Source organism: Mucilaginibacter sp. P4_E8, assembly GCF_056401495.1.
In genome coordinates this window covers 18,015-32,393 of the sequence record NZ_JBFUJG010000028.1, presented here as the reverse complement: position 1 = coordinate 32,393, position 14,379 = coordinate 18,015, and the positions used below count along the sequence as shown (strand labels likewise).

Genomic DNA, 14,379 nt, shown 5'->3' with positions numbered 1-14,379 from the left:
AGTGTGAAGAATTATCTTAAAATATTATCGATCGACGAGTATTCCATCACCCCAAAATACCTTCAATTATCCAATGCCATTATCAGGGCCATTGAAAGCGGTGATATTGTTAAGGATGATATGCTCCCCTCCATCAATGATCTGAGCTTTGCACTTGACACCTCGCGTAATACTATTGAGCGTGTATACAAGGAATTAAAGGATAAGGGGATAGTGAGTTCGGTACCAGGCAAAGGTTTTTTTATTTCGAACACCGATTTTCAAAAGCCGCTCAAAATATTCCTGCTTTTTAACAAATTAAGCGCACATAAGAAGATAATTTATGATGCTTTTGTAGCCACTATAGGCGAGCAGGCCACTATCGATTTTTATATTTATAACAACGATTTTTACTTTTTTAAAAAGATAATAGCCGAAAGCTCACAAAGCGATTATGCCAAATACATCATCATTCCGCATTTTTTGGATAATGAGAACAAAGCGCATGAGATCATCAATACTATCCCCAAGGATAAACTGATTTTGCTGGATAACCTGGTGCCGGGAGTGAGCGGTAAGTTCGCCGCCATTTATGAAAACTTCGCGTTTGATGTGTACGAAGCACTAAAAAAGCTGCTGGATAAACTGAGTAAATACAATACCATTAAGCTGGTATTCCCGGGCAAAACCTATCATTCCAAAGAAATTTTGAAAGGCTTCCTGAATTTTTGCCGGCAATATGCTTTTGAATATGCTGTAGTTGATTCTTTAGCTACGGAGGTGATCCAGCCTCAAACGGTTTATATCAGCCTGATGGAGGATGATCTTGTTGAATTGATTAAAAAGATCATCGCATCTGACCTGAAGGTGGCCAAAGATGTGGGTGTAATATCCTACAATGAAACCGCGCTCAAAGAAATCATATTAGACGGCATTACCACCATATCGACTGATTTTAAGCTGATGGGCAGTAAAGCCGCCGAATTTGCATTAAGTAACTGCTATGAGCACTTTGCAGTGCCGTTTCATGTTACGCTGAGGAGCTCGTTGTAAGCCCCCTCTAAAGGGGGAGATTTGGGGGCTAATTATAATAGCCTACATAATTCATCTACAAATGACGATACCGCACAGCCAAATTCGGTAGATGATCAATTTTCGATAGCGCAAGAGGTTCATTACGCACAACAACGTAGATGGAATTGGTGAAAATAAATAATTAATAACATATGAAGAGATTATTTTTTTTGTGCAGTATTATTGTCGTAATGGGTTGTTCCTGTGAGCATCAAAGCAAGATCATTACAAAGGATGTAATCGATAGTTTTATAAAGAAATATCAAGCCGAATCATTTTCGGAGTTTAAAAACGTATTTATTTCTATTAGACAAACAAGTCTATCAAGTACTTCGTACATATTACAAAAAAGTGAAGGCAATTTACCCGTATATATAGTAACTTATAATGAAAGTACAAATGAAATAACGGAGGTAAGCAATTCAGAATTAAGAGCAAAAAAAATAAGCGATTATTTTTCAAGAAATCAAATTACTTCTTTTATAAAAAAGTTCAGGTATTATAAATTTTGCCTGTTGAGTGTCGATTCCCAGGAAAATGTTTTTATAAACCCATTTTATCCAAATAATCCAGCCACTTTTTTGAGAATAAGTAAAACATCAAGCTTAGAAACATCAAAAATATCAGGAAATTATATTTATTATAAAGATAATTGGTATGTAAATCAGACACAATTGGTTGGTGTAAAGTTGTAAATTCCTGCTATTTGTTTTCGAGATAAACAAAGGTTTATCAAAAGAGGCCGAAAAAAAACAATCAATTTTTAAAGCCCTCCCCTTCAGGGGAGGGTTGGGTGGGGCTTCTTACTTCAAATTCTTAACCTTTATATTCCTGAAAAATGCTTCATTGCCATGATCCTGCAATAACAGGTGGCCTTGAGGTGCTTCACCAAAGTTTTTCCAAACCTTGTATTTACTGATGGCTACCAGGTCGCGGTAGGCTTTTGAGCCTCTGTCATATTCCAGCACTTTAACGCCGTTCAGGTAATGCTCCACGTGGTTATTCGGATAAACCACTACTCTGCCTATATTCCAGGAGCCTATTGGGTGCACAAAGCGCTCTTGCTTGTTTGCCTTAATTAAATCATAAAGCGAAGCCAGTGTACGGTCGCCGTCTCGGCCGAGTTTGGCGTCAGGGTGCAGCTTATCATCAAGCACCTGGTACTCCAGGCCAATGGCCGAACCATCTGTAATTTCTTTCAGGGTTACAAAGTATTTCACCCCGCTATTTGCGCCGGGCGTAAGCTTAAACTCGAACGAAAGATCAAAAGCACTGTAATTGTCGTTGGTAACAATATCACCGCCGCCAGACTCTTCCTTACCAACCGAAGGCAATACATGCATAGTGCCCTGCGCATACTCCCATCCTTTAGTTGGGAATGCTTTAAGCGTTGCACCGCGCCAGCCTGTATTAGTTTTACCATCATACAATAATTTCCATCCGGCAGCTTTCTCGGCCGGTGTAAGGCTATTGGGTTTCAGGTTTACCACATATACATCCTTTGGAAAAGGTTTAGGTTTTAAATTAGTGGTTTGCAGGTTAAAATTCTTAAAATATACTTTTTTACCAGCCTGTTCTTCCTTGCTTACCGCATGTACCTGCAAAGCTATGAAACCTTTTTGATCAATGGTATCAACTACGTCAGCAGCCGGGATGCCATTAACCCAGGTTTTCATTTCGTTACCAATACACTCAATCCTGATATGGTTAAATACGCCCACTTTAAAAGCATCTTTTGCTTTGGCATTCAAATCTAAGGGATAAAGCCAGTCGCGCCTGCCTTCGTCATAAATACCTCCGGTCCAGTTACGAACTGACGGATCAATTTCAAATTGCCTGCCATAAACCTTGCCTTTACCTTCATGGCCAATGGGATCATAATGGCTGCGGGTTTGCACTCCTGAGTTACTCAGGTTACTTTCAATTTTGGCATCAAGCTCCAATATAAAGTCACCATATTCTTTTTCGGTAACTAAAAATGAATTGCCTGAGTTTAAAACAGTAGTACCTACAATTTGTCCGTCTTCTACCTTATAATCGGCAGTACCGGCAAGACGCTTCCATCCTTTAAGGGTTTTACCATCAAATATGGCATTTTGTGCATGGGTTTTAACAGGTAATAAAGCAGCCGCAGCAAACAGGACTATGGCAGGGTAGATGATCTTCTTCATGTGTGATTTAAAATATTGGTTTTATATATTGTTTAAAAATGGTTTTTAAATAAAAAGTGTTTTGTAAGGTACGAAGCAATGCAGGTTGCAAGGCTTATAATTTGTCTTAAAAATATTATTAATGTTGTGTTTGTTTTTATTTGTATTAATGAGCTCCCTACGGTCGGTTGTCTTGGTTCCTCGTAATGACGTATGGGACAATAACTATTGCTATACATTTACCTCCCAACCCTTTTCATATTCCCTGCTCCATAATTTAGTGGCTTCGGGATCATTCAAAATATGTCCGTTTGAAGGATCTATATGCAGTACCCTGTCTACCCTGTAGGATATATTGCCCAATTGTGGTAATAAGGTTGATCTGAACCCGATCTCGATGGGGCAATTCAAAGCGGCATCCCCCCTTATTGCATCAATAAAGTTCTTAAAGTGTAACCCGTCCAGTGACTCAGTAGGGCTTACTTTATTCGTGGCATCAACTTTAGTACCGTCTTTAACATCTTTTACCGGTTTGTTGTCGCCATCATAAACCTGGTAACCGTTACCACCGTCATAAAATAAGGTTCCTTTATCGCCATAAAATATTACACCCCTGCCTAATTTTTCAATCTCGAACCCGTTGCAACTACGGCTCTCCCACTCCGCGGCCGTATTATTCGGGAAATTATACAGTATATTTTGTGTATCGGGTGTTTGCCAGTCATCATTAAAATGAAAACGGCCTCCTGTTGAAACCACTTTACCTGGAAAATCAACACCCAGTCCCCACCGTATCACATCCAATTCATGCGTTCCGTTGTTCAGGGCTTCGCCGGTTCCCCAGTTCCAGAACCAGTGCCAGTTGTAATGTATCAGGTTATCCTGGTACGGCTTTCTTGGCGCAGGTCCTTGCCATAGCTCATAGTTTAAATTTTCGGGTACGGGTATTTGCTTTCCGCGACCAATGCTTTGCCGGTGATTAGTGTACCAGCCCTTGGCATAGTAAGCCCGGCCAATAACACCATCATGCAATTCCTTTACCATCTTTTGCACATTAGAGAACGACCGCCGCTGACTGCCCATTTGCACCAACCGGTTATATTTTTTTGATGCGGCAACAGCCATTTCACCCTCATGGGGGTTATGACTGCATGGTTTTTCAACATATACATGCTTACCCGCCTGGCAGGCCATAATGGTAGCGGGCGCGTGCCAATGGTCTGGTGCTGCTATAACAACCGCATCAATATCCTTTATCTCCAACATTTTGCGGATGTCGGTAATACCCTTTGGTTTTTTACCTGTTATTTTAAATATCTCGTTGATGGTTTTTTCAACCACTTTGGAGTCTACATCACATATATATCCAATTTCTACATTAGGGATTTTGGCATAACTCTGGGCAAGATATAATCCACGGCTGTTGGTTCCCATCATACCCAATACTACCTTATTGCCGGGTGATCCCTTAAAAAATCCGGCTTTTGATATTTCCGGTGTTAGCAGGAAACAAGTACCCGCTAATGAAGTTGTCTGAATGAACTTTCTACGGCTAATCATATCTAAATCGGTTAATTGGTCTATATCCCGCCATATCTGTGAGCAGATATGGCAAATTAGTTAAGTTTTATAAAGCATTAAAGAAAAACTGGTGATTTTTTTATAAAGCAATTGTAATTTAACTGTTACTTAAATTTTACGGGGCAATTTGAGCGCCTCATACTCACTGATGAGCCTTTTAGTAGCCCGGTTATGCCAGGCAGTGATCAGGAGATTTTTCAGATCATCAGGCGATACGGTTTCAAGGCGCACCAGCATGTATTTATAATTAAAATAATGATCAGTAATAAAAAACGTAATTGGATCTGCCGCCATCCATTTATCACGTTCAAGGGTATGTATTGCCAGGAACTCCTCTTTTAGCTTAACATTGGTGAATATCTTTTTGTTCACATAAAAAGCAGGATCGTCAAAGCACATTTTTTCGGTTACACCGGGCAAAGGCAACAAGGTGTGGCGCATAAACTGCATGAAAACTTGCATATCAGTAGCCATGATATAAGAATTTAGAATATCAGAACCGGAATTTAAGAATTACAAATGTAACGACGAATTTGCAACATCTGTTTTAAAAAATCCCACAAATTCCGGTCCCGACAAATTCTTAATAAAAATTCGGCAGCGGATTAAGCTTGATATTTTGACGCTGGTGCCAGTATGGATATATGGGGTCAACCTCGCTTGCAACATCCAGCTTTTTAACCTGGTCTATTGTTAAATTCCAGCCAATGGCGGCCAGATTTTGCTTTAACTGCTCCTCATTACGGGCGCCTATTACCAGGTTTGCAACGGTTGGCCTTTGTAATAACCAGTTTAATGAAACCTGCGCAACAGATTTGCCGGTTTCTTCGGCTACTTCATCCAATGCATCAACAATGTTGTATAGATGATCAAAATTGGTGGCCGGGCCGTGGCTGCCGCCCTGTACTGTTCTYGAATTTTCAGGAATCGGTTGTCCCCTTCTGAATTTACCACTTAGCTGGCCCGATGCTAAAGGACTCCAAACTATGGTGCTTACCTTTTGATCAATCCCCAAAGGCATCAGTTCCCATTCAAACTCACGGTTCAGTAATGAATAATAAGCCTGCTGTGCTACATATCTGCTCCAGCCATAGCGTTCTGATACGGATAATGATTTCATTAAGTGCCAGCCCGAAAAGTTGGAGCAGGCTATATAACGGATCTTACCACTGGTAACCAGGTCATCCAATGCCCGCAGGGTTTCTTCAACCGGTGTGGTACCGTCAAAGCCATGCATGTGGTAAATATCAATGTGATCGGTATTTAAGCGGCGAAGGCTGGCCTCGCATTGTTCAATCAGGTGGAAACGTGATGATCCATAATCATTAGCACCATCGCCCATAGTAAAGGTGGCTTTTGACGAAATAAGTACCTGGTTGCGCAAACCTTCCAGCGCTTTGCCTAATATCTCTTCAGATAACCCCCTGGAGTAAACATTAGCCGTGTCGAAAAAATTAACCCCGGCATCCAAACATAAATTGATAAGCTTTTTAGCCTCATCTACCTGTGTATTTCCCCAGGCTTTAAAAAATTCGTTGCCGCCGCCAAAAGTGGCCGTTCCAAAACTTAATACTGGTACTTTTAATCCAGATGCTCCTAATTGTCTGTATTCCATTTGTGGTATTTTTGATGTAAAAACTAACATGTGCCCTTGGTGGTTCATGCTTAACAAAGCTAAAACTTATGTGTTTTAGCTTTACGTTTTGCACATCATACATTTGTCATTTATGTGCGCTTGGGGTATTGTACTAAATCATTTCGATCATGTAAAGTGATATTAATTATTAATTTTGAGGCAATGATAGCAGACCCGTTACGTGTATCCCTTTTTGAGATGAGGCTGGAAGAAATTCACCGGCGTGACCCTTTGCTACGGTACGAGATCACCATTCGTGATTTTATTGCGCTATTCCCATTGAGATACAAAAACGGCGCTCCGGTAAAACCCGAACAGCCCACCTCCTTTGGGCTCGACAGGCATGTGTTTTTGCAAGTGCTTGTTGCCTTTAGTCAATCTTTTAATTGAGTATTTAAGCTTTGATAAAAGTTTAAGACATCTGCTAATCAGGAACAGGTCTAAATTGCAAATAGCTCCATTAAAGGTGTTGGCGTTGGTTAACTTTGCGCAAAAATTTATCAAATGGAGAAAACTAAACTTACTATCAATAACAATGGCTCTGTAAAAATTGAAGGCGACTTTGAAATTGTAGATATGCAGGGCAATCAATACGGTTTACAAGGCAGAACAGTTGTTTCAATTTGCCGTTGCGGCATGTCGGCCAATAAACCATTTTGCGATGGTTCGCACAAAGGACATTTTGAGCATAACGCTATTGCTTTTGACCTGCCTCCTAAAAAGGTTTAATTATTGGCGTATAACCAGCTTATATATAAAAGCCCCTTGTTAATATGCAGGGGGCTTTTGCATTATACCCGTTTTATCAGATTTTTTATGGAATTTTGAACTACATATTTATGCGCTATTTTTTCCATATAGGTTATCATGGTACACGGTACAGCGGCTGGCAAAAACACGCCGGAGTTGTTAGCGTTCAGGAAGTTTTAGAAATCGCGCTCAGCCAAATCTTAAAAAAAACCATTACCGTTGTTGGTTGTGGCCGTACCGACGCCCATGTACACGCCAGCCAATTTTTTTTCCATATAGATGTGGAACAAGAATGGGATTTCGACTTATTTTTCAGGCTCAATAAAATACTGCCCGATGATATTGCTGTGTTTGATATCATCCCTATGCAGGGCCTGCCCCATGCCCGGTTTGATGCCATACAGCGTGCTTATGATTACTTTATACATACCTATAAAGACCCGTTTTTGAGTGGTTTCAGTTCGCTTTATCCTGAAACGAATTTGGATGTTGCGGCCATGAAAAAGGCTGTAGCGGTGTTGCCGTTATATAATGATTATCGCGCGTTCTGTAAAATGCCCGACAGGATTGATCATACCATTTGCTACGTAACATCGGCTGGTTTATTTGTTGATAAAAGTGGCGACAGGCTCAGGTTCCATATATCGGCCAACCRGTTTTTAAGCAGGATGATCAGGATAATAATTGGCAGACTGTTGGAGATTGGCCGCGGGGTGATGAGCGTTGATGAATTTGAGCATCATTTGGCCAGTAAACAAACGCCCAGGATCATAATACCGGCCCATCCGCAGGGATTATACCTTACAAAAGTTACATACCCTTATCTTGACCTGGCACCACGAACTACCTTTTCTGGTACGCTTCAAAGTGATAATGATGCAATGTGGCAGGCACTATAAACAGCTATATATTTAATCTTTATGAATATGAGCGCTTAAATTGGTAAATTCGCCCTCTTAAATAATTTAATATAAAGTCCTGATGGTGTGGTTTGAAAAATTGAAGCTGAATAAGCAACTGGTTAGATCGGTAAATGAAGCTGGTTTTACAACCCCCAAAGAACTGCAGCTAAAAACCCTGACAAGAATAGTTGGCGGTCAGGATATTATAGCCATAGGCCATGAAGGCAGTGGCAAAACAACCACCTATGTTTTAGGAGTTTTAAATCGCTTTAACTATGCTCCTGAAGGCGTTCCGCGTGTACTGATCCTGGTGCCCGAAAAGGAACAGGTATTGGCTGTACTGGAGCAGTTTGAGCTCCTGAATAAAAACAAATCTATCTCAATAGTTGGCTTATACGTAGCTCCGGGTATTGAAGCCCAGATGGATGCGCTTGCAGATGGCGCCGATATTGTAGTAGCCACTCCTGACAGGGCCAGGGCAATTTACCTCAAACTTGGTCTTAACCTTAACAAGGTTGATATGTTTGTGGTTGATGATGCCGATATGATGATAAAAAAGGGACTACAACTACCTGTAGTTGAACTGGCTAACAGCATAGGTAAATGTCAGCACCTGGTATTTACCGAAGTAATGCATAGCCGGTTAGAAAAAATGTTGGCCCCTTTTATGAATCAACCCGCTATTGTTGAGGTTGAAGCATTGGAAGGAACACCCATACAAACACATCCGCAACTATTATACAACGTTCCTAATTTTGGCACCAAGCTAAACCTGCTTAATTTATTCATGTATGATGATGAGCTGTTTACCAAAACTGTTGTTTTTGTAAATACCCGTGTTACAGCCGATAAATTATACAAGAGCCTGCACAGCCGCCTGCGCGATGCCGTGGCATTTTTAAATCCCCAGTTTTTTGACACCAACGGTTTTAAAAATGTGGAAGATTTTAAAGCAGCAGACCATTCAAGGGTTTTAATAGTAGCCAATGAAAATAACGAAACCATTGATTTAAGTGGCATTCCCTTCCTCATCCATTTTGATTTGCCCCTTGAAAAAGAAACTTTTATTGAGCGCATTGCAAATAACCAGCCCGATAGTGGCGATGAAACATTGGCCATCACCTTTGCTACCGATCTTGAACTAAGCCAGGTTAAAAAGATTGAACAGGTTAGCGGTAAAAAAATACCTCTGGCTGCCCTGCCCGATGAACTTGTTATTGAAAAAGAGATAAAAGCCAAAAAAGAGGAAGAAAAACCTGCCAAATCAAATCCCGATGCTCCTATTGTGGGCGCGGCTTTCCATGAGAAAAAGGCAGCTAACTCAAAAACTTACAATTACAGTTCGGGCCAAAAAGCCAAGATGAACAACAAACGCAAACACTAATTACCTGGTACAGTGATCTATATACAGGTCCTCTACCTTTTTGCGGGCCCAGGGTGTTTTACGTAAAAATTTAAGGCTTGATGATACGGTTGGGTTATCATTAAAACAATTAATGCGGATGCGTGCGCCAAGTTCGCCCCAACCAAAGCGTTCCACAAGCTCGTTCAAAATCATCTCTAATGTTTTACCATGAAGCGGGTCCTTACTTTGCTGTTGCATACGCAAAAGTAAGACTTGTTTAATACATAATCACTTACATAATCACTCAAAAACAAGGTATAATACATTTTGCTTTTCACGACATATTTTACACTAAGTTAAGTTCCTTTAACTTAGGCATAACTAAACTTGTCATTAATCCGTTTAAATACCATACATAAGTATATGGTATGTTCAAAGTAATTTGCTAAATTAGATACCACTTCATATACATTATTGCTACAAACAACCATGTAATTTATTTGATATAATGACCGGCTTTAAGTTTTTTCTTATTTTACTTTTCCAAGCTATATCATTATATGTATTTGCACAAGATCAGCCCATTCATTTTCAGCGAATTGGCAGCAGGGCAAACTTATCTGAGCTGAACGTAAATACCATTTTTCAGGACAGCCGGGGCTTTATATGGGTAGGTACCAGGGATGGTTTAAATCGTTTTGATGGTAATAAATTTAAGGTTTTCAGAAACGATATTGCTGATAGCACAAGCATAGGTAATAATTATATCAACCATATTACCGAAGATAAAAATGGCGACCTGTGGATAGCTACCCTTGGTGGGGGATTAAACAGGTACGACCGCAAAAAAAATCGTTTTTACCGTTATCTGCATAAGGATAAAGCAATAAACACCCCTGCGAGTAACTATATTATAAAGCTTGCTTTTGATAAAGCTGGAAATTTGTGGATAGGCAATCAAAAAGAAGGGCTTGATGAATACCTGATAGGTCAAAACAAATTTGTACACTATAAATATAATAGTGGTAATCTACAAAGCCTGAGCGATAATAATATAAGAACTGTTTATGTTGACAGCCATAACAATTTATGGGTTGGCACTACACATGGTGGTTTAAACCAGTTCAATTCCCAAACCCAAACTTTTAAAAGCTTTAAACATGATAAAAATGTAGAGGGATCAATAGCCGGAAATACAATAAGCAGCATTTTTGAGGATAGCAATCACCATTTGTGGATAGGCGTTACGGAAGGTGGCATAAATTTATATAATAGTAATACCGGCACTTTTAAGCATTTTAAGAACGACCAAAAAAACATCAATTCGCTTTCAAACAACAGTATACAATGCATCGTAGAGGACAGCTATCAAAATTTATGGGTTGGTACAGAAAACGGCGGCTTAAGCATATTTAATTACAGAACTGGAAAATTTAATAACCATTACCAGGACGATGTTGATAACAGCAGTATACCAAGTAACTCTGTTGATGTTATATTAAAGGATAATGTAGGTAATATGTGGATTGGTGCATTTGCATCGGGCGTTAGTTTGTATAAAAAAATAAAGGAAAACTTTATTCATTATAAACATACTTCTCAACCCAATAGCCTGTCCAATAATTTTGTATTAAGCATTTATCAGGATAAAAAAGAAAATATATGGATAGGTACTGACGGTGGCGGTTTAAATCTTTTTGACCCCGAAAAAGGCGGTTTTACTGTATATAAACATAACAGCAATGATAAAAGCAGTATTGCCGGCAATTATATTTTAGCGGTAAAAGAAGACGACAAAGATAATTTATGGATAGGTACCTGGGGCAATGGCTTAAGTGTTATGGATACCAAAACCCGCAAATTTAAATCGTACGTACATAATCCCGATGATACTGCGAGCTTAAGTGGCAATAATATATATGCCATAACCACCACACCAGATCATAAGGTATGGATTGGTACACTTGGTCAGGGCCTTGAATTATATAACCCTAAAACTAATAAGTTTATCCATTACAGGCATAATGACAATGACGCCAAAAGCCTGAGCAGTGATAATATCAATTCATTGCTAACAGATTCGAAGGGTAACCTTTGGGTGGGCACTAATGATGGGGGGCTTAATCTTTTTGACGCTAAAACCAATACTTTCACCAGCTATAAATATGACATATCAAAAAACAGCATCAGTAATAATACAGCGCTTGATTTGCTTGAAGATCATGCAGGTAACATATGGATATGTACTTTTGATGGCTTAAACCGTTTTGATCCTAAAACGGGCAGATTTAACAGTTTTAAAATAAAAGATGGTTTACCCAACAACTATACATATGCCGTTAAAGAGGATAACAAGGGGAACTTATGGATAAGCACCAACAATGGCATATCAAAATATAACCCTTCAACAAAAACTTTTAAAAACTTCACCGTTGATGATGGTTTACAGGCAGATGAGTTTAAACCGCACGCTGCTTTAAAAAGCAATGATGGCACCTTATACTTTGGAGGTGTTAATGGCTTTAATGTGTTTGATCCAAATAAAATAACCGAAACTATTTATAATCCGCCGCTTATTTTAATCGACTTTCAAATTTTCAACAAAACTGTACCGGTTGCTAAAAGCAGCAACGATCCGTCACCCTTAAAACAGGATGTCACTATAACCAAAACTATCACCTTAACAAATAAGGAATCGGTAATTTCGTTTGAATTTGTTTCGTTAGATTATGCTTTAACAAACAGAACTGTTTATGCTTACCAATTAGTAGGTTTTGATAAAAACTGGAACGTTGTAGGTCGCAAAAACACGGCAACCTATACCAATTTAGCACCCGGCTACTACATATTTAAGGTAAAAAGTCAAAGCAGCAATGGTAAGTGGTCAACCCGTCAGTTAAGTTTGGAGCTAACTATTTTACCTCCGTTTTGGCTAACCTGGTGGTTTATTACCCTTACCATCTTATTTATATGTGGTGTTATTTATGTTTTATATCGTTTAAAGGTAAATACCATCATTAAACAAAAGGCTTTATTAAAGCAGCAGGTATCAGAACGTACAGCGGAAGTTTTACAACAATCAGAAGAGTTAAAAAAACAAGCCGCGGATCTGCAGGACTTAAATTCTGAACTACAGGCACAATCAGAAGAGTTACAGGCATTGAACGAAGAACTGTTGGCGCAATCGGAAGAATTAGAATTGCAGCGTTTACAGGAAGAACGGGCCCGCGAAGAAGCCGATAAAGCTAACCAGGCCAAGAGTATATTCCTGGCCACCATGAGCCATGAAATAAGAACGCCAATGAATGGTGTGATAGGTATGGCCTCGCTTTTAGGAGAAACTGACCTGAACAGCGAACAACGTGAATATACTGACACCATTATATCATGCGGCGATAGCCTGGTGAACGTAATTAATGATATCCTTGATTTTTCAAAAATAGAATCCGGAAAAATGGATATAGAGCAGGAAGATTTTGACCTGCGCCATTGTATTGAAGAAGTGATGGACCTTTTTGCGCAAAAAGCCGCCCAGCAAGATCTTGAACTGGTATATCAAATAGATCCGGCATTGCCACAGCAAATTATTGGCGATAGCTTGCGCCTTAAACAGGTAATAACCAACTTAACCGGCAACGCCCTAAAATTCACCCAAAAAGGTGAAGTATTTATAAAGGTATTTCTTTCTAAAAGCTTTAGTAACGGCGAAATTGAAATAGGTTTTAGCGTAATGGATACCGGCATAGGTATTCCTGAAGAAAAGGTTCCTGACTTGTTCAGTGCATTTTCGCAGGTTGATTCATCTACAACACGTAAATATGGTGGCACTGGCTTAGGCCTGGTGATTAGTCAGCGCCTGGTGAAGCTAATGGGCGGTGAAATTTGGGTAGAAAGTGTTTTTAACGAAGGATCTGTTTTTGTTTTTACCATCAGGGCGGCTATGAGCAAAAAGCAATCAAAAAATATACCTATAATATTTAATCCAACCGACCTGGAAGGTAAAAAGATACTGGTTGTTGATGACAATCAGACAAACCGGTTTATCTTAAAAACCCAGCTTGAACTATGGGGTTTGTTAACCGTAACCGCTTCATCGGCTGTGGAAGCACTTGAATTATTATCGGCCGATTCTGGGTTAAATTTGGTCATAACTGATATGGAAATGCCCGATATGGATGGTGTTGAACTTGCCAGAGCCATTAAAAGCAATTATAAAGGCTTACCCGTTATTATGCTAAGCTCCATTGGCGATGGTTCTAAGAAAAAATATCCGGGATTGTTCTCGGCTATATTAACCAAGCCTGTTAAACAAAGTCAGTTAGGCAAAAGTATACAGGTTGAATTGCAACACATCAAACCAGAACCCTTGCCCGAAAATAAATCACAAAAACTACTTGATGAAAGCTTCGCGTCCCAATTTCCACTACGCATTTTAGTTGCGGAGGATAACCAGATCAATCAAAAATTGATTGACAGAATGCTCACCAAACTGGGCTATGATTTTGAAATGGTATATAACGGCAACGAAGCGCTGGATAAATTAAACTTAAAACCCTTTGATGTGGTATTTATGGATGTTCAAATGCCCGAAATGGATGGTTTTGAAGCCACCAGGTACATACGTAAATATGTTTTTAAACAGCCGTATATCATAGCTATGACAGCCAATGCCGGGCCTGATGACCGCGACCATTGTATTAAAGAAGGTATGAATGATTACATTGCCAAACCCATGAAAACAGATACTTTGATAGCAATGTTGAAAAGGGCCTTTGAGGAGATTAGGGAAAGGGCGATTTAAATAACTTTCTATAACCCTTCCATCCTACAAACGGCGAAGCCTTCCTGAACACCGTTGAAAAACAAATAACAAGTGAAAAATCCTGGTTCAAACAAATTAGTGCGCATTTATTTAAAAAAAATTAAAATAAAATAAATGCTTACAGCGTTCCCATTATAATC

12 protein-coding genes are annotated in these 14,379 nt (G+C 39.4%); 7 read left to right on the top strand and 5 right to left on the bottom strand.

All coding sequences use genetic code 11. The features are described from left to right. Window positions 1–3: 3 nt before the first annotated feature. Together AC1DRQ_RS13280 and AC1DRQ_RS13275 are read left to right on the top strand one after the other, a co-directional pair. The gene (locus AC1DRQ_RS13280) at window positions 4–1,032 is read left to right on the top strand and encodes a GntR family transcriptional regulator (protein WP_477425060.1); all 1,029 of its coding nucleotides are present in this window, start codon (window positions 4–6) and stop codon (window positions 1,030–1,032) included. 173 nt (window positions 1,033–1,205) lie between these two features. Continuing rightward, complete coding sequence (locus AC1DRQ_RS13275; RefSeq protein ID WP_477425058.1) at window positions 1,206–1,748, top strand: hypothetical protein; 543 nt, start codon at window positions 1,206–1,208, stop codon at window positions 1,746–1,748. Window positions 1,749–1,856: 108 nt separating this feature from the next. On the opposite strand, the gene AC1DRQ_RS13270 is transcribed toward AC1DRQ_RS13275, so the two are convergent. From AC1DRQ_RS13270 to AC1DRQ_RS13255, 4 genes are all read right to left on the bottom strand, one after another. Next, on the bottom strand, window positions 1,857–3,224 hold the full coding sequence (locus AC1DRQ_RS13270; protein WP_477425057.1) for a 3-keto-disaccharide hydrolase: 1,368 nt from the start codon (window positions 3,222–3,224) through the stop codon (window positions 1,857–1,859). 210 nt (window positions 3,225–3,434) lie between these two features. Next, window positions 3,435–4,763, bottom strand: coding sequence for a Gfo/Idh/MocA family protein (locus tag AC1DRQ_RS13265; protein ID WP_477425055.1), 1,329 nt, complete (start codon window positions 4,761–4,763; stop codon window positions 3,435–3,437). A 129-nt stretch (window positions 4,764–4,892) separates the two neighbouring features. Continuing rightward, window positions 4,893–5,258 (bottom strand): MmcQ/YjbR family DNA-binding protein, encoded by a 366-nt coding sequence (locus AC1DRQ_RS13260; protein WP_477425054.1) that lies wholly within the window; start codon window positions 5,256–5,258, stop codon window positions 4,893–4,895. A 109-nt stretch (window positions 5,259–5,367) separates the two neighbouring features. Next, window positions 5,368–6,399: an aldo/keto reductase gene (locus AC1DRQ_RS13255; protein ID WP_477425052.1), complete on the bottom strand. Its 1,032-nt coding sequence runs from the start codon at window positions 6,397–6,399 to the stop codon at window positions 5,368–5,370. Window positions 6,400–6,582: 183 nt separating this feature from the next. Between AC1DRQ_RS13255 and AC1DRQ_RS13250 the strand changes: the two genes are divergently transcribed. The 4 genes from AC1DRQ_RS13250 (at window position 6,583) to AC1DRQ_RS13235 (ending at window position 9,456) form a co-directional block, all read left to right on the top strand. Continuing rightward, window positions 6,583–6,810, top strand: a complete 228-nt coding sequence (locus tag AC1DRQ_RS13250) for a hypothetical protein (RefSeq protein ID WP_429401135.1) — start codon at window positions 6,583–6,585, stop codon at window positions 6,808–6,810. 114 nt (window positions 6,811–6,924) lie between these two features. Next, window positions 6,925–7,149, top strand: a complete 225-nt coding sequence (locus tag AC1DRQ_RS13245; protein ID WP_429401137.1) for a CDGSH iron-sulfur domain-containing protein — start codon at window positions 6,925–6,927, stop codon at window positions 7,147–7,149. A gap of 110 nt (window positions 7,150–7,259) precedes the next feature. Then, window positions 7,260–8,069, top strand: coding sequence for a tRNA pseudouridine synthase A (locus tag AC1DRQ_RS13240; protein WP_477425050.1), 810 nt, complete (start codon window positions 7,260–7,262; stop codon window positions 8,067–8,069). 82 nt (window positions 8,070–8,151) lie between these two features. Next, entirely contained in the window at window positions 8,152–9,456 is a 1,305-nt protein-coding gene (locus AC1DRQ_RS13235; protein ID WP_477425048.1) for a DEAD/DEAH box helicase, read from the top strand. Here AC1DRQ_RS13235 and AC1DRQ_RS13230 read toward each other — a convergent pair whose 3' ends face one another. After that, a complete protein-coding gene (locus tag AC1DRQ_RS13230) occupies window positions 9,457–9,675 on the bottom strand; it encodes a VF530 family protein (RefSeq protein ID WP_429401143.1) in 219 nt (72 codons plus the stop codon). A 250-nt stretch (window positions 9,676–9,925) separates the two neighbouring features. Between AC1DRQ_RS13230 and AC1DRQ_RS13225 the strand changes: the two genes are divergently transcribed. After that, on the top strand, window positions 9,926–14,218 hold the full coding sequence (locus tag AC1DRQ_RS13225; RefSeq protein WP_477425047.1) for a hybrid sensor histidine kinase/response regulator: 4,293 nt from the start codon (window positions 9,926–9,928) through the stop codon (window positions 14,216–14,218). Window positions 14,219–14,379: the final 161 nt, after the last annotated feature.

Excerpts from the sequence above, each read along its gene's own strand:
- AC1DRQ_RS13245 (WP_429401137.1), top strand. The coding sequence starts at position 6,925 with ATGGAGAAAACTAAACTTACTATCAATAACAATGGCTCTGTAAAAATT.
- AC1DRQ_RS13225 (WP_477425047.1), top strand. The coding sequence starts at position 9,926 with ATGACCGGCTTTAAGTTTTTTCTTATTTTACTTTTCCAAGCTATATCA.
- AC1DRQ_RS13275 (WP_477425058.1), top strand. The coding sequence starts at position 1,206 with ATGAAGAGATTATTTTTTTTGTGCAGTATTATTGTCGTAATGGGTTGT.
- AC1DRQ_RS13270 (WP_477425057.1), bottom strand. The coding sequence starts at position 3,224 with ATGAAGAAGATCATCTACCCTGCCATAGTCCTGTTTGCTGCGGCTGCT.
- AC1DRQ_RS13250 (WP_429401135.1), top strand. The coding sequence starts at position 6,583 with ATGATAGCAGACCCGTTACGTGTATCCCTTTTTGAGATGAGGCTGGAA.
- AC1DRQ_RS13230 (WP_429401143.1), bottom strand. The coding sequence starts at position 9,675 with ATGCAACAGCAAAGTAAGGACCCGCTTCATGGTAAAACATTAGAGATG.
- AC1DRQ_RS13265 (WP_477425055.1), bottom strand. The coding sequence starts at position 4,763 with ATGATTAGCCGTAGAAAGTTCATTCAGACAACTTCATTAGCGGGTACT.
- AC1DRQ_RS13235 (WP_477425048.1), top strand. The coding sequence starts at position 8,152 with ATGGTGTGGTTTGAAAAATTGAAGCTGAATAAGCAACTGGTTAGATCG.
- AC1DRQ_RS13260 (WP_477425054.1), bottom strand. The coding sequence starts at position 5,258 with ATGGCTACTGATATGCAAGTTTTCATGCAGTTTATGCGCCACACCTTG.